The organism is Dehalobacter sp. DCM (assembly GCF_024972775.1).
Taxonomy (GTDB): domain Bacteria; phylum Bacillota; class Desulfitobacteriia; order Desulfitobacteriales; family Syntrophobotulaceae; genus Dehalobacter.
The window spans coordinates 1,514,641-1,532,172 of record NZ_CP092282.1; the positions used below are offsets into that span (position 1 = coordinate 1,514,641).

Below are 17,532 nucleotides of genomic sequence, written 5' to 3' on the forward strand. Positions count from 1 at the left end.
ATGCTGCGATGAAAATTGGTCTGTGTATTTTGCTTCTGGCAGCTATTGTCTTGTCGATACGGACTCGGTTTAAAATGAATCGCTGGCGGTCGTCGGAAAGCTCAGATCGTCTGGCCAAAGCCATAGCCCAGCTCGTTGGGACAGCGGGAGGACTCTATCTCTCGTTGGAACTTCTGCTGACTTTTCTTGGGATCCCGGAAAAGTATTGGGATCCGCCATCCTTCTATCTGTTTAAACCGCTGGCTGTTTTTTCGCTCCTTGTCGCTATCCTGCAGCCCTACGGCCAAAAGCTGATCCACTATTATCGAAATAGGAGAATGTAACATGCTGTTAAGCGAACTGTCCGGTAAAGAAATTGTTAACCTGCACGACGGTGCCAAGCTCGGTTTGATTGGCGATAGCGACATCAAAATCACTGCTGAGGGAAAAATTGAAGCAATCATCATCGCCTCACGTAGTGGCGGGGGCCGGTTCTTCAGTAAGAATACGGAAAGGGAAGGCAGCCTTGTGGTCATCCCCTGGAAGGCTATAAAAAAAGTTGGTACGGAGGTAATCATCGTCGACATCGATTATGCCCAGTTTAGTTAATGAAGATTACGGCTGTATTAGGCCATCCGTGGCTCTCAATTGACAGGCAGTTCCCGGTATAATACAATAAGAACAGTGTAACCCCGAAATGCTTATAGCGGCGGGGTTTTGCCTTATTGTATTCAGGAGGGGTAATTTTGAATAGAATTCGTGTATATGTCGCAGGGGCCTGTGGCAAGGTGGGTATGGAAACGGTCAGAACCATTCTTACCCAGAATGATATGGAGCTCGTCGGGGTCTCCGATATCCGAAATCAGGGTGAAGACATAGGAACCATCCTGGGCCAGGCTCCGGTCAACATCGGAATATCCGGCCCATTGGAAATAGAACGCTTAAAAGAACTCCGGACGGATATCCTCGTTGACTTTACGAATCCCCAGTCGGTCTTTTTAAACGCCAAGCTGGCGATCAAAGCCGACGTCGTGCCTGTGATCGGAGCCACCGGTCTTGATGAACAAGAAATCAGCGAGCTGGAAGAATTAGCGAAAGAAAACAGTGTCGGCGTGTTTATTGCGCCTAACTTTGCCCTTGGCGCGATTCTCATGATGAAATTTGCCATGGAAACGGCAAAATACTTTCCCAATGTGGACATCGTCGAATATCACCATGACCAGAAACTCGACGCGCCGTCCGGGACGGCACTCAAGACCGTCGAAATGATATCCAAAAACCGCAAACCGATGCTGCAGGGGCATCCCAATGAGTATGAGAAAATCCCCGGTGCCCGGGGTGGGGATATGGACGGGATTCATGTTCACTCCATAAGACTTCCCGGTCTCATCGCGCATCAGGAAGTGATCTTCGGCGGCTACGGACAAACATTGACGATCCGGCACGATGCGTTGACCCGTGAAACCTATATGCCGGGTGTCTTGCTCGCCATCCGTAAGGCTCGCAATCTCAAGGGCCTGCTCGTTGGGCTGGAGCATTTTCTGGACTAGTACAACGTTCTCTAAATAACATGACTGAGCTACGTTATTATCTGGGGTTGGTCTGCGTGCCACAGTCCGCTTTCGGCTCTTGTGCCCTCCATGAATTTACATTTCTGAAGTTAAAATTCTTTTGCCCTCCTTGGCGAATTTTAACTTAGGTCCATCCATGGACCGTTGCGCTCCGCAATCCGTGCTCCGCTTGTCGCTGGACTGTGGCACGCAGACCTGATTTGAGGTATAAATACAACCTGGCTGCCCGATTTGGCATATTAATCCGTCGTGCCGGAAGCAATGGTATAAGCACCGCCTTTATTGCCTGCTCATATAATGGATAGTAGTTATTGGACATTATCCAACGAGGAGGCATATATATGGATGCGGTACTTAAAGGTGTACGCCTGGCCATTATCGGCGGTGATGACAGAGAGATATACCTCATTCCGGAATTACAGAAGCTTGGAGCCGAAATCATCGGGCTTGGTCTAGAAAAATCGCCGCTGGGAAACAGCATCGCGCATGCCCGATCATTTCCGGATATAATCACCCAAGCGGATGTACTTATTTTACCCATGTTTGGGACCGATGAAAGGGGCCTTATTAAGGCGAAATATTCCAATTCACCCATCGTACTTAATAACGAAGCCCTGGAATCGATACCGCCGGGTATACCGTTATTTATTGGGTGGGCGCGTCCGGCTCTGATCAACGCCGCACAGAAGATGAAAATCGATTTGGTGGAAATGGGAAACCGCGATGAAATTGTCATCTTAAACTCCATTCCCTCCGCCGAAGGCGCCCTGCAAATGGCGATTGAAGCGACGAACATTACCATTCACAGCAGTCAAAGTTTTGTTCTGGGGTTAGGCCGCTGCGGTCTGACGCTGGTTAATCTTTTGAAGGGAATGTCCGCCAAGGTAACCGCAGTCGCCCGCAAGCCCAAAGACATTGCCCGTGCCCTGGAAATGGGCGTCAACGCTATTTCTTTTGTTGAATTGGAGCAGGAAATCAGCCGGGCCGAAATCATTTTCAATACCGTGCCGGCGCTTGTCCTGGATAGAAATATGCTTGATAATATTTCTCGGGACGCGGTGATCATTGATATCGCCTCTATTCCGGGAGGAACGGATTTTGAATACGCGCAATTGCTGGGCATCAAAGCACAGCTTGCACCGGGCCTGCCGGGTATCGTCGCCCCGAAAACAGCCGGCAAGATTCTGGCTAAAGTATATCCGCCGTTAATTCTTCAACATCTCGCATCCAATCCTCAGTCTTCAGCGGAAGGGGGTGCGATTCAATGATGTTGCACGGTTTAAAAATCGGATTTGCCCTAACCGGCTCCCATTGTACCCTGGCCAAGGTTCTGGAGGTAATGACAACCCTCGTTGACGCAGGGGCGGAAGTCACACCGATCATTTCTTATAGTGTGGATGGTGTCGACACGCGTTTTGGCACGGCCGACCACTGGAAAACACGCATGAAGGAGATCACCGGAAAAGATCCGCTCCGGACCATAACGGAAACAGAACCCATTGGGCCTAACAAGTTATTTGATTGTCTGGTTATCGCTCCCTGTACCGGAAACACACTGGCCAAAATAGCCAACGGCATTATCGATACGCCGGTCCTGATGGCAGCAAAAGCCCATTTACGGAATCATTTACCTCTGGTCGTCGCCGTTTCGACCAATGATGGCCTGGGTGTCAACGCCAAAAACATCGGCGCGTTGCTTTCAACCAAAAATATTTACCTGGTCCCTTTCGGTCAGGACGATCCGTTAAAAAAAGCGAACTCCCTTGTCGCTTGTATGGATAAAATCCCGGATACGATCCTCCAGGCATGTGAAGGAAAACAAATCCAGCCGGTATTGGTGGAATACCCATTTTAAGCATAATAAATTCATAATTTCCAATAAATATTATAAAATTGACTATTCTTATTATGGCCATTTGCGATTATAATATATGAAACTGTAGATTTTGGAGGGTCTTATGCCGAATATCGCAATAGTCGGTGCTACCGGTGCAGTAGGTCAGGAATTCCTGAAGATTCTAGCTGAACGTCAATTTCCTGTTGAAGAGCTTCGCTTGCTGGCAACCAAGCGGTCAAGCGGTTCCCTGATCAACTGGCAGGGAAGAGAGTATGAAGTACAGGAAACAACATATGATAGTTTTAAAGGCATAGATATCGCTTTATTTGCGGGCGGATCTGCCAGCACGGAATACGCGCCGGCCGCAGTACAGAGTGGTGCTGTTGTTATCGACAACAGCAGCGCGTACCGTCTGGACAGTAAGGTGCCCTTAGTCGTGCCGGAGGTCAATCCGGAGGACGTCACCTGGCATCAGGGGATCATCGCCAACCCGAACTGTTCCACCATTATTATGGCGGTGGCCTTGAAACCGTTGGAAGACCTGTCCCGGATCAAGCGGATTGTGGTCTCAACCTACCAGGCTGTTTCGGGTGCCGGCAAAGAAGGCATCGCCGAGCTGGAAGATCAGGTCCGGACGTGGTGTCAAGGGGAGACGATCACCCAATATAACACCTTCCCGTATCAAATCGCGTTTAATCTAATCCCTCGGATCGACGTCTTTCAAGATGGTGACTATACCAAAGAAGAATGGAAAATGGTCAAAGAGACTCAGAAAATATTTCACAGGGACGACCTGCGCGTTACCGCAACCTGCGTGCGTGTTCCGGTATTCCGTTCCCACTGTGAATCCATCAATATAGAGACAGAGAACAAACTGACTCTGGAACAGGTAAAGACAGCATTGGCCAAGGCGACAGGCGTTATCCTCAAGGATGATCCATCTCAGGATATTTATCCCATGCCAAAGGACAGTTCCGATCGGGATGAGGTCATCGTCGGGCGTATTCGTGAGGATTTTACCATTGAGAATGGGCTAAACCTGTGGATAGCCGGTGACCAAATTCGAAAAGGTGCGGCAACAAATGCCATACAAATAGCCGAACTGCTGTTATAATAAGATATACTAATGGATTGGGGAAGGAGTAATTACAGTGCGTATATTGGTTCAGAAATACGGCGGGACCTCTGTAGCCACGCCTGAAAGAAGAGCGCAAGTCGCAGCAAAGGTCATGGAAGCAATCAGCCAGGGCTATTCACCGGTCGTGGTTGTTTCAGCAATCGGACGCGCTGGTGATCCGTATGCTACAGATACATTGATGAAGCTGGTTTCCAGTATCTACTCGGAAGTGCCGAAGCGAGAGATGGACTTGTTGTTAAGCTGCGGTGAAGTCATTTCCGGATCCGTCATGGTCAGTACGCTGCAGGGACTCGGGATTGAGGCCGTCTTATTAACAGGCGGACAGGCTGGCATTATCACGAATAATACCTACGGGGATGCCCGAATCGTGCGGGTAGTACCGGAAAATATCATAAATCAGCTGCAAGAAGGAAAAGTGGTGGTAATCACCGGTTTTCAAGGTATAACCGAAGACGGACAGATCACGACCCTCGGCAGAGGTGGCAGTGATACGACGGCGTGCTCCATCGGGGTCGCCCTCGATGCCGAAGCCATCGATATTTATACCGATGTTGAAGGCATCATGACAGCAGATCCCCGGATTGTCGAAGATGCCAAGATCCTCGACGTGATCACGTATAACGATATCTGTAATCTTGCCCATCAGGGGTCCAAAGTCATCCACCCCCGTGCGGTGGAGATCGCCATGCAGAAAAATATTCCCTTACGCGTCAAATGCACATTTTCGGATGCGCCGGGAACCCTGGTCACCAATGTTCAGCCCGACTTAGCGGAGGGATCGGATATGATCGGAGATCGGATCATCACCGGGATCGCGCATACACCCAATGTCACGCAGATTAAAATCGATATCGCGAAGGAAGAAGATAAGCCCAAGACAGTCACCAAAATCTTCAAAGGGATGGCCTTGGCGGATATCAGCGTTGATTTTATCAGTGTTCAGCCTGAAACGGTGCTCTACACAGTCCGAGATGAAATCGGCAATAAAGCAATTAACATTCTGAAAAACATGGGCTTTGAACCAGTAGCCGCACCCAGCTGCGCCAAAATTGCCTTGGTTGGCGGCGGCATCGCCGATGTACCGGGTGTTATGGCCAACATGGCGGAAGCGTTAGCGGAAAGCGGCATCGAGATCCTGCAGTCGGCAGACTCTCATACAACCATATGGGTTCTGGTCAAAAAAGAGCATATGGCGCCTGCTGTCCAAGCCCTGCACCGGAAATTCCATCTCGGAGTCTGACGTCATGCTGGTACACCATCAACCCTAAATCAATATATTCTAAGGTTCACAAGGTACTAATCATTTCATCTAGCGGCATAAATTAAATATTAAGATCCAAAGAAATTGGAGAGTGAAAAGTAATGTTTGGTAGTGTCCTCACAGCGATGGTGACACCGTTTAATGAAAAGCTGGAAATCGATTATGCGGCGGCGGCTGCATTAGCCAAATATCTGGCCGGAAATGGTACAGACGGTATCGTCGTTGCTGGAACCACAGGGGAATCCCCTAATCTTAGTCCCGAAGAAAAGCTTCAGTTATTTTCTGTTGTTAAAGAAGCGGTGGGTGACTCATGCAAGGTGATTGCCGGTGTGGGTACATATTCAACCCATGAAAGTGTTGCCATAACGAAAAAGGTACCGGGCCATATTGACGGGATTATGGCTGTTGTTCCTTATTACAGCAAACCATCCCAGGAAGGCCTCTATGCCCATTTTAAAGCCATTGCAGAGGCTACAGAGCTTCCTATGATGCTCTATAACATCCCGGGAAGGACGGTGGTTAATCTCCAACCGTCAACCGCAGCGCGACTCGCTGAAATTCCGAATATCGTCAGCATCAAAGAAGCGGCAGGATCCATGGACCAAATGACCGAATTGAAAGGCATACTGCCTGCTTCCTTTGCTATCTACTCCGGTGATGATTCCTTGACCTTGCCCTTATTATCACTGGGAGGGGCGGGCGTTGTCAGCGTGGCTTCCCATCTCGTCGGCAGCAAAATACAGAAAATGGTCGCCGCCTTTAAAGCAGGCGATATAAGCAAAGCACTGGAATGGCAGCTGCTCTTGTATCCGATTTTCAAAGGCATGTTTATCGCGACAAACCCCGTACCCGTAAAGTATTTGCTGAACAAAGCCGGCGTTAACGTGGGCGGCTACCGGCTTCCCATTGTCGGTCCGACACCGTCGGAACAGGCTTTCTTAGATGAGCTTTTCACGAAGATCCTGGATCTTCCGGAGAGCGTTTAACCGCTGAAGCCACCTTGCCAAGCATAAGCATCAACAAAGTCAGCTGCAATAGCATTGTGGCTGCTTTTTGTGTCCGAAAACATGGGTAAATTATGCCGAAGTTTTTCTTTTTCTAGCGAAAAGGGAATAATAAAAAAGGATAATCTGCTGTCCGCTTGCATATCTTAAATGAAGGTAATATAATAAGAGCAATGGTGAAATGTACGGTTAACTGCATATTGGCATGGGGTTTAGAAGGTATTTTTACCTGACGTGATTTTTATATTCTCATAGATACTTCTGAGTATCGACGTGTTTCCTATTGTTTCTTATTGTTTTTTTTCAGTTGCGGCTTTTCGTGTTTTATTGAAGTATTATTTGGAATAAAGGGACATCAATTTATTTCGAAATTAATATGGTTCAATATATATAAAATAATTTAAATGGAGGTTTCAGCCTTTGCCAAAAGAACACAAATTACAGATCATACCGCTAGGTGGATTAGGGGAGATCGGAAAGAACATGACTCTGATCCGGTATGATAATCAGATGATTATGATCGATGCCGGTTTAGCTTTTCCGGAAGATGACATGCCGGGGATCGACATCGTCATTCCCGATTATTCCTATGTTATCGATAACCGGGATATCTTATTAGGTATCATGGTTACCCACGGTCACGAGGACCATATCGGAGCCCTGCCTTATCTTTTAAAAGATATTGACGCACCTGTTTATGCACCGACCCTGACGATCGGACTGATCGAGGCCAAATTGAAAGAGAGCAACGTGTCACGGTATAAGACAACCGTGGTCAATCCCGGTGAGAATATCCGGCTTGGCGTATTTCGCATCGATTTTATCCGGGTTAGCCACAGCATACCGGATGCGGTTGGCCTGGCGATCCATACCCCGTTGGGTGTGATCGTCCATACCGGGGATTTTAAATTGGATCACACCCCGGTCACCACCGAGATTCTCGATGTATTTAAATTCGCGGAGTTGGGCCAGAAAGGCGTCCTTTGCCTCATGTCCGACAGCACGAATGTGGAAAAGCCCGGTTTTACCCAGTCGGAAAGAGTTGTGGGCAAAATGTTTGACGAGGTTTTCTTCTCGGCGAAAGAGCGGATCATCCTGGCAAGCTTTGCATCTAATGTCCATCGGATTCAGCAGGTAATCACCGCGGCATTTAAAACGAACAGAAAAGTAGCCATTGTCGGCAGAAGTATGCAAAATTATGCATCCATCGCGGCGGAATTAGGCTATTTGATCATCCCGGAAGGAACGCTGGTCGATGTGGAGGAAGCCATTCAGCTTCCGACGAACCAAGTTTGTATCATTACTACGGGGAGCCAGGGAGAGCCTATGTCGGCCCTGACCCGGATGGCTTCCGGCGATCATAAAAAAGTGGAAATCGTACCGGGAGACACTGTTATTATTTCGGCTAGTCCGATTCCCGGAAATGAAAAATCCATATCGCGGACGATCGATCAGCTCTTTAAATTGGGGGCGAATGTGGTTTATGAGAAAGAGGCCGGTGTCCACGTATCCGGCCACGCCAGCCAGGAAGAACTCAAGCTGATGATCAATATGGTTCGCCCGGAATATTTTGTACCCGTACACGGCGAATACCGTATGCAGGTCAAACACGGGCTGTTAGCCGAGCAGCTTGGCATACCGCATAAAAATATCTTTATCGCCGAAAACGGCAGTATCATCGAATTTACGCGAAATGGCGCCACTGTCGCCGGCCGCGTCCCGTCGGGGAGGATCCTGGTGGATGGACTGGGTGTCGGCGATGTCGGGAATATTGTCTTAAGAGACAGAAAACAATTATCCCAGGACGGCATATTGATCGTCGTCATCGGTTTAAGCCGGGAGACTAATTCCATCGTTGCCGGCCCGGATATCGTCACCCGGGGCTTTGTCTACGTCAGGGAATCGGAAAGTATGCTGGAAGAAGCGAAAGACAAGATCAGAAAAACAACAGAACGCTGCTTGGAAACGGGAATTATTGAATGGGTCACTATGAAAAATCAAATTAAGGATGTTCTTGGCAAACATCTCTATGAAAAAACAAAGCGAAGACCCATGATTTTGCCCATTATTCAGGAGATAAAATAAATTGTATATGAAATAGTCAATATTTTTCTCAAAATCGGGTTGACAAGATTCGCGCATTTAGCTATACTATCAAATGTTCTCGCTCTTTTGGCCCGTTGGTCAAGCGGCCTAAGACACCGCCCTTTCACGGCGGTAACACGGGTTCGAATCCCGTACGGGTCACCAAATTCATTCGAAAACTGGGATCATTTCGATCTCAGCATCCGAAAGGGGCGATTAGCTCAGCTGGGAGAGCGCCTGCCTTACAAGCAGGATGTCGGCAGTTCGATCCTGTCATCGCCCACCAAACTCGAAGTGCGAGGCACGAAGCTCGAGGTTCGAAACAGAGGGAATCGCTGAAGCGATTCCGACAATGATCGAATATCGAACATCGAATCACGTACATCGAACACGGCCCCGTGGTGTAGTGGTTAACATGCCTGCCTGTCACGCAGGAGATCGTCGGTTCAAGTCCGATCGGGGTCGCCATACTCGCTATTCGAAGTTCGCAGTTCGAAGTTCGAAATGTAGAAGTAAGATTCTGCAGAGTAGATTCAAACACGCTGCTTTGAATGATAGATAGGTAACGCAGAGGCTTCTGAAGTTCGATCAACGAACCTAGCGCCTCGAACATCGATCTTGGGGTGTCGCCAAGCGGTAAGGCACCAGACTTTGACTCTGGCATTCGTTGGTTCGAGTCCAGCCACCCCAGCCAGCAATTTGGGCCATTAGCTCAGCTGGTAGAGCACCTGACTCTTAATCAGGGTGCCCAGGGTTCGAGTCCCTGATGGCCCACCATTAAGAATCCACATTTATATGAGCCATTAGCTCAGTCGGTAGAGCACCTGACTTTTAATCAGGGTGTCCCGCGTTCGAGTCGCGGATGGCTCACCAGCATGTTGTCTCATGCGGGTGTAACTCAGTGGTAGAGTGTCACCTTGCCAAGGTGAAAGTCGCGAGTTCGAATCTCGTCACCCGCTCCATAATATTCTCATCCATGCGCTCGTAGCTCAGCTGGATAGAGCGTCTGACTACGAATCAGAAGGTCGGGAGTTCGAATCTCTCCGAGCGCGCCATATTTAAAAAAGTTTTCGCCGTTATAGCTCAGTCGGTAGAGCGTATCCTTGGTAAGGATAAGGTCACCGGTTCAATCCCGGTTAACGGCTCCAGCAAGCGGGAGTGGCGGAATTGGCAGACGCGCACGTTTGAGGGGCGTGTGGTTAACACCGTGCGGGTTCAAGTCCCGCCTTCCGCACCAAAAAATTACTTGCATCAGAAGAAGGGTCTTGAACGGGAGGAAAAGAAAATGTGACCTGAGGGAGCATTTTCCCGACCTGGCGTGATAGCGAGCATATGAGTGCCGTAAGGCGCGAATAAGCGAGCGGAGCAAGTCCCGCCTTCCGCACCAAATGAATTCAAGTAATATCAATCAAAATCATCAGTTCTACGGAGAAGTACTCAAGTGGCTGAAGAGGACGGTTTGCTAAACCGTTAGAGTGGGTAACTGCTGCGAGGGTTCAAATCCCTCCTTCTCCGCCATTCAATCTTCAAATGATGGATTTGAACGGCCGTTAAGAAAATGCGACCTATGGAAGCATTTTTAGGCCCGGCGTGATAGCAGCGACAGCTGCGGAGCAAATCCCTCCTTCTCCGCCATCATTTATTTAATCACCATATTCCTCGATAGCTCAATGGTGGAGCAACCGGCTGTTAACCGGTAGGTTGCTGGTTCGAGTCCAGCTCGGGGAGCCATGGCAGGGTAGCCAAGTGGTCTAAGGCAAGCGGTTCATACCCGCTCATCCGAGGGTTCAAATCCCCCCCCTGCTACCATGCGGGTGTAACTCAATGGTAGAGTGCCAGCCTTCCAAGCTGGTTACGTGGGTTCGATTCCCATCACCCGCTCCATAGTAAAAAACAATCCAACGCAAAGCGTTGGATTTTTTTTTACGGAGCGGGTGATGGGAATCGAACGGGCGACAGGGAAATGCGACCTATGGGAGCATTTCCCCGCCCTGGCGTGATAGCGAGCTTATGAGCGCCAGAGGGCGCGAATAAGCGAGCGGAGCGATTCCCATCACCCGCGGTGTTGAGGTATGAACATAGTAAAATAGATAGTATAAGCGCCCTATGGAAGCGTTTTCCCGACCTGGCGTGATAGCGAGCTTATGAGCGCCAGAGGGCGCGAATAAGCGAGCGGAGCGATTCCCATCACCCGTGGTGTTGAGGTATGAACATAGTAAAATAGATAGTATAAGCGCCCTATGGGAGCATTTCCCCGCCCTGGCGTGATAGCGAGGAAATACCGCGGCAGACCACGGTATTTCCTCGCGGAGCGATTCCCATCACCCGCAAAGTAGAGGGCTAAGGATAGTAAAATAGAACGTATAGAAGGAAACCCTCAATCGTCATAATGACCTTTGCAGCCAATAATATAGATTGTGTCATTCTCGATTTTGTAGATAAGCCTGTCTTTTTCGGTTATTCGTCTGCTCCAGTAGCCAGTTAAATCATGTCTTAATGGTTCTGGTTTACCCAATCCCTCATAACCATTACGATCAATGTCCTTAAGAAGTTCATTAATCTTCTTCAATACTTTTTTATCCTCTATCAGCCACATTGTATAATCTTCCCATGCAAAATCCGAAAAAATCTTATTCATTTTTCCATGTCCTCTAGCTCTTGCATGGACTTAGTAACCGATGAATTCCGTTCAATTTGCTTACGGCTTTCAACGAGCCTGTCGTAATTCTTCTTATTACTCATGACAAATAGATTTTCCATTATATTGTTATATTCTTCCAGACTGATAAGGACAACATTCTTTTCGTCTTTTCTAGTAATAATGACAGTTTCATAATCATCGGTTACTTTATCGCAATAGTCTTTTAACTTATTACGAATTGTTGAGTAATTTACTGCTAACATAATAACACCTCACTTATTGCGCAGTATATTGTACAATTTATTGTACTCTGTTATTATATGTATGTCTATAGATTTTGATACAACAAATCCCTCAACCCTATCGGGCTGAAGGTGTAAAAATAAACTGCTAACACAAAAAGGAAAAATCAGACATGTCTAGAATAATACTACGGAAATATACCAAATAATTATGGATTTACGGAAGGTTACATGAAAAATAAACGACGCGTCCGCTTAGGCGATATGTTGATCCACTATGGAAAGATAACCACAGAACAATTGGAAGCCGCCCTTTTCATCCAGCGAAATAAAAACGAAAAGCTGGGCAAAATTCTTGTCGATATGGGCTGTATCGATGACAAAGATCTCTATATGATCCTCGGAAAACAATGGGGCATACCCTGGGTGGATCTTACCACACAGAATATTGACCCCGAGGCCGCTTCCCTGGTCCAGAAGAATTTTGCCCTGGCGAATAACCTGATTCCATTCAAAAAGAAATGGCGCTTTTTGCACGTAGCAATGTCTGATCCGATGAATCTGTTTACCTTAGACGATCTCGAAGAAATTACAAAATGCCGAATTTTGCCCTACTTTGCCTCTCCGGTCGAAATAACACACGCCATAGCCCAGCATTATCAAGAAGAAACCGTGCCGGGGTCAGCAGACGATTTGATTCAGGTGCTCAGTACCGTTATCCAACAAACTGTTCAGGAAAGAGCCAGTGATATTTGTGTTGAACCCAGTATTAATCGTTTAAACATCCGTTTTCAAACCGACGGTAAAACGGTGGAAGTCTCGATCTGCAAACACGGATAATATATTTGTAGAAATGATCAGGGTAATTGGAGAGGATAAAACAAAAATATCCTCTCTTTTTATTTTTGCCCAAAGAACAGAGACATCGAATATTTATTTAAGATAAGTCTATTGAACTTACGAAACTGCATTTTAATCCATCTTTTTCACGAGATGAAAAATAGACTATTTTGCGTAGATTTGTTGGCAAAAAACCTACCTTGATAGAATATTGGAAATATTCTATCAAGGTAGTATAATAGGTTAAACAAGTGTAAAAATATGTATTTGTGATAAATTGAATTAGCGAAAATCAAATTAATTAACCGAGGAGGATACATCATATGGGCAACTCATTATATCAAGAAGTTTTACGAAACATGCCTATTGGTTATTCGCTTTATAAAGTGATTACCGATTTAGATGACCGGCCTTGTGACTATAAGTTTATTGAGATGAATCGCGCATTTGAAGAAGCTACTGGTTTGCTCGAATCAAAAACAATTGGTAAAAAAGTTAAAGATGTTCTGCAATGGTTAAATGAAGAGATTGATTGGGTAAAAGCATACATAGACATTACGTGTAAAGGCATGAATTTAGAGTTTGAACGATATTGTCTAGATCAGGATAAGTGGTATAGAGTGAGTGCATTCTCACCAGAAAAGAACTATTTAGTTACGCTCGTGGCCGATATAACAATTGAAAAAAGGAAATACCTCGATTTAGCGGGTAGTAATAAAAACGGGATAGGTGCATATATTCGAGATATTTCAAAGCATAAAAAACAGGAGCAATATTTGAGAAAACAATTGGAAAGACAGAACATCTTAATCGATATATATATGAGAACATTTAATACTATGCAGGAACAATTTAATTTTGCTCTTCATGAGGCGCTCAAACTGACAGAGAGTGAATTTGGATATATTTTTTCATATGACGAGAATAGTGGCGAATTTGCTCTTTACTCTTGGGAAAATAGTATGATAACGGATCAAAATGTTATTAAAGGGCAAGCCCAATCCCATGTTAAAGAATCAGGTGTCTGGGATAAGGTTGTACAAAAAAGAAAACCTATTATTGTTAATGATTTTCAGAAGATCGATAACAGAAACAATTGGTTACCAAAAGGACATACGATGGTAGCCAATTTCATGTCGATTCCAATAATAATCGACAGTCATATTGTTGCAGTTATTGGAATGGGAAACAAAGAAAACGGATATGATGAATTTGATATTAAAGAAATCACAATTTTGATGCATAGTGTATGGCTAGCAGTCGAAAAAAGAACTGCTCAGGAGCGGGTCCTGATTGAGCGCGAAAAATATAATTCGATTTTGAATGAGTTGCCCGCTATGGTCTGTGAATTTTTACCAGACAGCACACTTACTTTTGCCAACAAAGCATATTATGATTATTTTGGTGGGGAATACGATACATTGATTAACAAAAAAATTCTTGATATTATACCGAAAGAAAAAAGTAACAAAGTAAAATTAAAATACATGGATCTAACACCGCAAGAAAATACAATTAAGTATATTTCTACGATTAAGTTCAATGGGAAAATTAGATCTTATGAATGGCAGGATGTTGGTATTTTTAACAAACAGGGCATACCGATATGTTATTATTCCATAGGGCTTGATATAACCGAAAGAGTAAAAGCGGAAGAAGAACAGAATAGAGTTCTTAAACAACTGGTTGCCATGTTTAACAGTCATGAAGCAGTAATGCTCCTTATCGAACCTTTTTCCGGAAATATTGTGGATGCTAATCCTGCAGCCACGACTTTTTATGGGTATACAAAAAAAGAATTGCTTAAGATGTGTATCAATGAAATAAATACCCTACCCAAGGAAGAATTAGCAAATTTGCGCTTAAAGGTATTAAATAAGGGTCAAAAATATTTTACTTTTCCACATCGGCTACGAAATGGAGAAATCAGAATTGTAGATGTTTATTCCTCACCAATTTCTTATAATGGCAAAAAGTTGTTATTTTCGATTATTTTTGACGTAAGCCAGAGAGAAGAAGCATATAAAGAAATAGCATATCTTAATTATCATGATAATCTTACAGATTTATACAATAGGAGATTTTTCGAGGAGGAATTCAAACGGTTAAATGTAAAGAGACGATTTCCGATAGCAGTCGTTATGGGAGATGTAAATGGCTTGAAACTGATCAACGACTCCTTTGGCTATTGTATAGGTGATAATCTACTTAAAGAAGCGGCAAAGATAATAAAAGGGGCTGTAAGGGCTGATGATATTGTTGCCAGAATTGGAGGAGACGAATTTGGCATTATACTGCCAAATGTCGATGAACTTGAAACCAGAGCATTAATTAAGCGAATAGAAGAACAAATAAACAAGAAAGATGAAGAAAGCATGACAGGAAAGCCCTACTTATCCATTTCCTTCGGCTATGCGGTTCAGGAAAGACCTGAAGACAGTTATGATAAGTTGGTGAAAGATGCTGAACGCTTCATGTATTCCAGGAAACATTATGATAGTAGAAGCCTAAAGAGTAATACAATCAATATTATTATGAATACGCTTTTTGAAAAAAGTCAACGGGAGAAAATACACTCGGATAGAGTGGGGGATATTTCCGCTTCTATTGCCAGGGCGTTGGGTTTAGATGAAGGGACTGTTAATAAAATAAAGGCAGCTGGCTGCCTACATGATATTGGTAAAATAGGTATTCCAGAGGACATATTAAATAAACAAGGCATACTCGATGAGAAGGAATGGGAAATAATGAAATCACACTCAGAGAGAAGCTGGAGAATATTAGAAAATACCTATGAGTTTTCAGAAATTTCAAATATAGTTCTTCATCACCATGAAAGATGGGACGGCGACGGTTACCCCAAAGGTATCAAAGGAGAAGAAATTCCGCTGGAAGCCAGAATAATAACAGTAGCCGATTCTTACGATGCGATGACAAAAGAAAGAAGTTATGGAAAAAACATTAGTAAGGATGAAGCTATTGAAGAACTTAAGCGGTGTTCGCAAAAGCATTTTGATCAACGCATTGTGGATGTCTTTATTAATCACGTTCTACAAGATTATGACTGAACCTGTTAAGCATCACTGTTCTACTATAAGTCCTATCGAGTTAAGTCAATATTATATTATTTCTAAATATTAAGAAAATTTCCATATATTACCTTGATTCAATTTTTAATCTATTATAAAATATGGTTAAAAATAGTAATAAACCAAACCTAAAAGGCCTTGATTAGTAATTAAAATAATTCCTTAGAGCGAGGTAGTAGATATGTCAGAAAATACAAGGAATTTGATTGATTCATTAAATAAAAGGCTCATTTATGAACAATTAATTAATAAGATTAGTAATATTGCAACAAAAAAAGGTAATTTCGATGATTGCCTAAATCAATGTCTTTGTATTATAGGAGAAACGTTATCTGTTAGTAGGGTTATTTTGTTTGAATATTTGAATGGTAAGTATAAAGCTAATATATGGGAATCAAATGTTTTTGGAGATCATGTTAATAGTATACAGTATACATATGCATATTATTTATCTTTATTTGAAAATAGAAGTGATTCGATAATTATTTCAAACACGGATAATATTCCTCATCAGGAGTTTAAAAAAGTAATACTTAACCAAAAAGTTAAATCCATATTAATTATTCCATTAATTTATAGTAATAAATCTAATGGTTATATTATTTTAGATGTTTTGAATACTTATCGCGAATGGTTAGAAATGGAAGTAAAATGTATCGAATCAATAGCAAAAATTCTTTGCCTATTTTTAAAAAATAATGAGCTAACAAATATCTTGATTCAGGATCATAAACAATACTGTGATATATATGACAGTATAAATGCAGGGGTTTATATTTCGGATATTGAAGACTACAAGATATTATACGCAAATAAATATCTTATTAATTTATGTGGCAAAGATCCAACTGGAATGGAATGTTATAAAGCATTACACAATAAAGATCATCCATGTTTTTTTTGTACAAATAACATTATTAGCAAATTTCCTGATAGACCCTGCATTTGGGAATTTAATAATACATATTTACATAAATATTTACAAATTACCAACAAAATAATCAAATGGAAGGCTGAAAAAAATGCTCGTTTTGAGTATATGATTGATATCTCATCGTTAAAAGAATTACAAAATGAACTATCAATAGAAAAGGATGAAATTAAGTCATCACAGGAAATGCTAAAAGAAGCAAATAAAAAATTACACAATTTATTAAGTTCAACAATTAAAGCGATAAGTGAACTTTTAGAGCAAAAGGACTCATATACTTCAGATCATCAGAAAAATGTTGCAAAACTTGCATGTGACATAGCAAGGAAAATGGAATTACCAGATGACCAAATCGAAGGAATTAAGATAGCTTCTTTATTACATGACATTGGAAAAATTGCTATACCATTAGATATTCTAAATAAGCCTCATAAATTATTAGAGAGTGAATATAGCCTAATCAAAGAACACGTTATTAATGGCTATAATATTGTTAAGGATATAAATTTTGATTGGCCAATTGCGGATATAGTTCTTCAACACCATGAAAGAATTAATGGATCTGGATATCCTAATGGTTTAAAAAAGAAAGAAATACTACTCGAAGCAAAAATACTGGCTGTTGCAGACACAATAGAAGCAATGTCTTCTCATAGACCTTATCGACCTAAACTTGGAGTATCTGAAGCAATAGAAGAGATAAAGAGAAACTCTAATATTCTATATGATGAAGAAGTAGTCAAAGCTTCTTTATCGCTGCTCGAAGAAGATTATTGGAAAGCTTTATTACCCAATTATGTAATTAGTAAATATGATTCTTTTAGAAAACATATAAATAAACTAAATATTGTTAGCTATGATACATAGGCCTTTCGCAAAGGCCTTTTTACGTATATCATTTGGAGAAGCTCAAG

At 43.3% G+C, this 17,532-nt stretch carries 14 protein-coding genes and 14 tRNA genes; 26 read left to right on the forward strand and 2 right to left on the reverse strand.

Annotated features, from left to right (window positions below; genetic code table 11):
* Window positions 1–8 precede the first annotated feature (8 nt).
* The 23 genes from LPY66_RS07130 (at window position 9) to LPY66_RS07240 (ending at window position 10,759) form a co-directional block, all read left to right on the forward strand.
* Entirely contained in the window at window positions 9–323 is a 315-nt protein-coding gene (locus tag LPY66_RS07130; protein WP_337987400.1) for a hypothetical protein, read from the forward strand.
* Window position 324: 1 nt separating this feature from the next.
* Window positions 325–588 carry a YlmC/YmxH family sporulation protein gene (locus LPY66_RS07135; protein ID WP_337987401.1) on the forward strand — a complete coding sequence of 88 codons (264 nt, stop codon included), beginning with the start codon at window positions 325–327 and terminating at the stop codon, window positions 586–588.
* A 137-nt stretch (window positions 589–725) separates the two neighbouring features.
* Window positions 726–1,529 carry a 4-hydroxy-tetrahydrodipicolinate reductase gene (dapB, locus tag LPY66_RS07140; RefSeq protein WP_337987402.1) on the forward strand — a complete coding sequence of 268 codons (804 nt, stop codon included), beginning with the start codon at window positions 726–728 and terminating at the stop codon, window positions 1,527–1,529.
* 362 nt (window positions 1,530–1,891) lie between these two features.
* The gene (gene dpsA / locus LPY66_RS07145; protein ID WP_337987403.1) at window positions 1,892–2,818 is read left to right on the forward strand and encodes a dipicolinate synthase subunit DpsA; all 927 of its coding nucleotides are present in this window, start codon (window positions 1,892–1,894) and stop codon (window positions 2,816–2,818) included.
* Complete coding sequence (locus tag LPY66_RS07150) at window positions 2,815–3,405, forward strand: dipicolinate synthase subunit B (protein ID WP_337987404.1); 591 nt, start codon at window positions 2,815–2,817, stop codon at window positions 3,403–3,405. The genes dpsA and LPY66_RS07150 overlap by 4 nt, the downstream gene beginning before the upstream one ends.
* A 103-nt stretch (window positions 3,406–3,508) precedes the next feature.
* The gene (locus tag LPY66_RS07155; RefSeq protein WP_337987405.1) at window positions 3,509–4,501 is read left to right on the forward strand and encodes an aspartate-semialdehyde dehydrogenase; all 993 of its coding nucleotides are present in this window, start codon (window positions 3,509–3,511) and stop codon (window positions 4,499–4,501) included.
* A 37-nt stretch (window positions 4,502–4,538) separates the two neighbouring features.
* Complete coding sequence (gene dapG / locus LPY66_RS07160) at window positions 4,539–5,765, forward strand: aspartate kinase (RefSeq protein WP_337987406.1); 1,227 nt, start codon at window positions 4,539–4,541, stop codon at window positions 5,763–5,765.
* Window positions 5,766–5,887: 122 nt separating this feature from the next.
* Window positions 5,888–6,772 (forward strand): 4-hydroxy-tetrahydrodipicolinate synthase, encoded by an 885-nt coding sequence (gene dapA, locus LPY66_RS07165; protein ID WP_337987407.1) that lies wholly within the window; start codon window positions 5,888–5,890, stop codon window positions 6,770–6,772.
* 438 nt (window positions 6,773–7,210) lie between these two features.
* The gene (locus LPY66_RS07170; RefSeq protein ID WP_337987408.1) at window positions 7,211–8,875 is read left to right on the forward strand and encodes a ribonuclease J; all 1,665 of its coding nucleotides are present in this window, start codon (window positions 7,211–7,213) and stop codon (window positions 8,873–8,875) included.
* A gap of 89 nt (window positions 8,876–8,964) precedes the next feature.
* A tRNA-Glu gene (locus LPY66_RS07175) sits at window positions 8,965–9,040 on the forward strand.
* 45 nt (window positions 9,041–9,085) lie between these two features.
* A tRNA-Val gene (locus tag LPY66_RS07180) sits at window positions 9,086–9,161 on the forward strand.
* 106 nt (window positions 9,162–9,267) lie between these two features.
* Window positions 9,268–9,343: transfer RNA gene (locus LPY66_RS07185), tRNA-Asp, on the forward strand.
* A gap of 151 nt (window positions 9,344–9,494) precedes the next feature.
* Window positions 9,495–9,569: transfer RNA gene (locus tag LPY66_RS07190), tRNA-Gln, on the forward strand.
* 7 nt (window positions 9,570–9,576) lie between these two features.
* Window positions 9,577–9,652 (forward strand) — tRNA-Lys (locus LPY66_RS07195).
* 20 nt (window positions 9,653–9,672) lie between these two features.
* A tRNA-Lys gene (locus LPY66_RS07200) sits at window positions 9,673–9,748 on the forward strand.
* A gap of 14 nt (window positions 9,749–9,762) precedes the next feature.
* Window positions 9,763–9,837, forward strand: a tRNA-Gly gene (locus LPY66_RS07205).
* Window positions 9,838–9,853: 16 nt separating this feature from the next.
* Window positions 9,854–9,930 (forward strand) — tRNA-Arg (locus tag LPY66_RS07210).
* 17 nt (window positions 9,931–9,947) lie between these two features.
* Window positions 9,948–10,023: transfer RNA gene (locus LPY66_RS07215), tRNA-Thr, on the forward strand.
* Between the two features lie 4 nt (window positions 10,024–10,027).
* Window positions 10,028–10,112, forward strand: a tRNA-Leu gene (locus LPY66_RS07220).
* 190 nt (window positions 10,113–10,302) lie between these two features.
* A tRNA-Ser gene (locus tag LPY66_RS07225) sits at window positions 10,303–10,393 on the forward strand.
* Between the two features lie 138 nt (window positions 10,394–10,531).
* A tRNA-Asn gene (locus LPY66_RS07230) sits at window positions 10,532–10,606 on the forward strand.
* 1 nt (window position 10,607) lies between these two features.
* A tRNA-Ile gene (locus LPY66_RS07235) sits at window positions 10,608–10,684 on the forward strand.
* Window position 10,685: 1 nt separating this feature from the next.
* Window positions 10,686–10,759: transfer RNA gene (locus LPY66_RS07240), tRNA-Gly, on the forward strand.
* Between the two features lie 493 nt (window positions 10,760–11,252).
* On the opposite strand, the gene LPY66_RS07245 is transcribed toward LPY66_RS07240, so the two are convergent.
* The gene (locus LPY66_RS07245) at window positions 11,253–11,513 is read right to left on the reverse strand and encodes a Txe/YoeB family addiction module toxin (protein ID WP_337987409.1); all 261 of its coding nucleotides are present in this window, start codon (window positions 11,511–11,513) and stop codon (window positions 11,253–11,255) included.
* Complete coding sequence (locus tag LPY66_RS07250; RefSeq protein WP_337987410.1) at window positions 11,510–11,779, reverse strand: type II toxin-antitoxin system Phd/YefM family antitoxin; 270 nt, start codon at window positions 11,777–11,779, stop codon at window positions 11,510–11,512. The genes LPY66_RS07245 and LPY66_RS07250 overlap by 4 nt, the downstream gene beginning before the upstream one ends.
* Before the next feature lie 210 nt (window positions 11,780–11,989).
* Between LPY66_RS07250 and LPY66_RS07255 the strand changes: the two genes are divergently transcribed.
* The 3 genes from LPY66_RS07255 (at window position 11,990) to LPY66_RS07265 (ending at window position 17,485) form a co-directional block, all read left to right on the forward strand.
* Entirely contained in the window at window positions 11,990–12,598 is a 609-nt protein-coding gene (locus LPY66_RS07255) for a hypothetical protein (protein WP_337987411.1), read from the forward strand.
* Window positions 12,599–12,921: 323 nt separating this feature from the next.
* Window positions 12,922–15,666 (forward strand): HD domain-containing phosphohydrolase, encoded by a 2,745-nt coding sequence (locus tag LPY66_RS07260; RefSeq protein WP_337987412.1) that lies wholly within the window; start codon window positions 12,922–12,924, stop codon window positions 15,664–15,666.
* Between the two features lie 202 nt (window positions 15,667–15,868).
* On the forward strand, window positions 15,869–17,485 hold the full coding sequence (locus LPY66_RS07265; protein WP_337987413.1) for an HD domain-containing phosphohydrolase: 1,617 nt from the start codon (window positions 15,869–15,871) through the stop codon (window positions 17,483–17,485).
* The last annotated feature ends 47 nt before the right edge of the window (window positions 17,486–17,532 follow it).

Bases quoted from the DNA above. Each gene is read 5' to 3' on its own strand.
- LPY66_RS07155 (WP_337987405.1), top strand. From the start codon at position 3,509: ATGCCGAATATCGCAATAGTCGGTGCTACCGGTGCAGTAGGTCAGGAA.
- LPY66_RS07130 (WP_337987400.1), top strand. From the start codon at position 9: ATGAAAATTGGTCTGTGTATTTTGCTTCTGGCAGCTATTGTCTTGTCG.
- LPY66_RS07245 (WP_337987409.1), bottom strand. From the start codon at position 11,513: ATGAATAAGATTTTTTCGGATTTTGCATGGGAAGATTATACAATGTGG.
- LPY66_RS07150 (WP_337987404.1), top strand. From the start codon at position 2,815: ATGATGTTGCACGGTTTAAAAATCGGATTTGCCCTAACCGGCTCCCAT.
- LPY66_RS07135 (WP_337987401.1), top strand. From the start codon at position 325: ATGCTGTTAAGCGAACTGTCCGGTAAAGAAATTGTTAACCTGCACGAC.
- LPY66_RS07250 (WP_337987410.1), bottom strand. From the start codon at position 11,779: ATGTTAGCAGTAAATTACTCAACAATTCGTAATAAGTTAAAAGACTAT.
- LPY66_RS07255 (WP_337987411.1), top strand. From the start codon at position 11,990: ATGAAAAATAAACGACGCGTCCGCTTAGGCGATATGTTGATCCACTAT.
- dpsA (WP_337987403.1), top strand. From the start codon at position 1,892: ATGGATGCGGTACTTAAAGGTGTACGCCTGGCCATTATCGGCGGTGAT.
- LPY66_RS07265 (WP_337987413.1), top strand. From the start codon at position 15,869: ATGTCAGAAAATACAAGGAATTTGATTGATTCATTAAATAAAAGGCTC.
- LPY66_RS07260 (WP_337987412.1), top strand. From the start codon at position 12,922: ATGGGCAACTCATTATATCAAGAAGTTTTACGAAACATGCCTATTGGT.
- dapA (WP_337987407.1), top strand. From the start codon at position 5,888: ATGTTTGGTAGTGTCCTCACAGCGATGGTGACACCGTTTAATGAAAAG.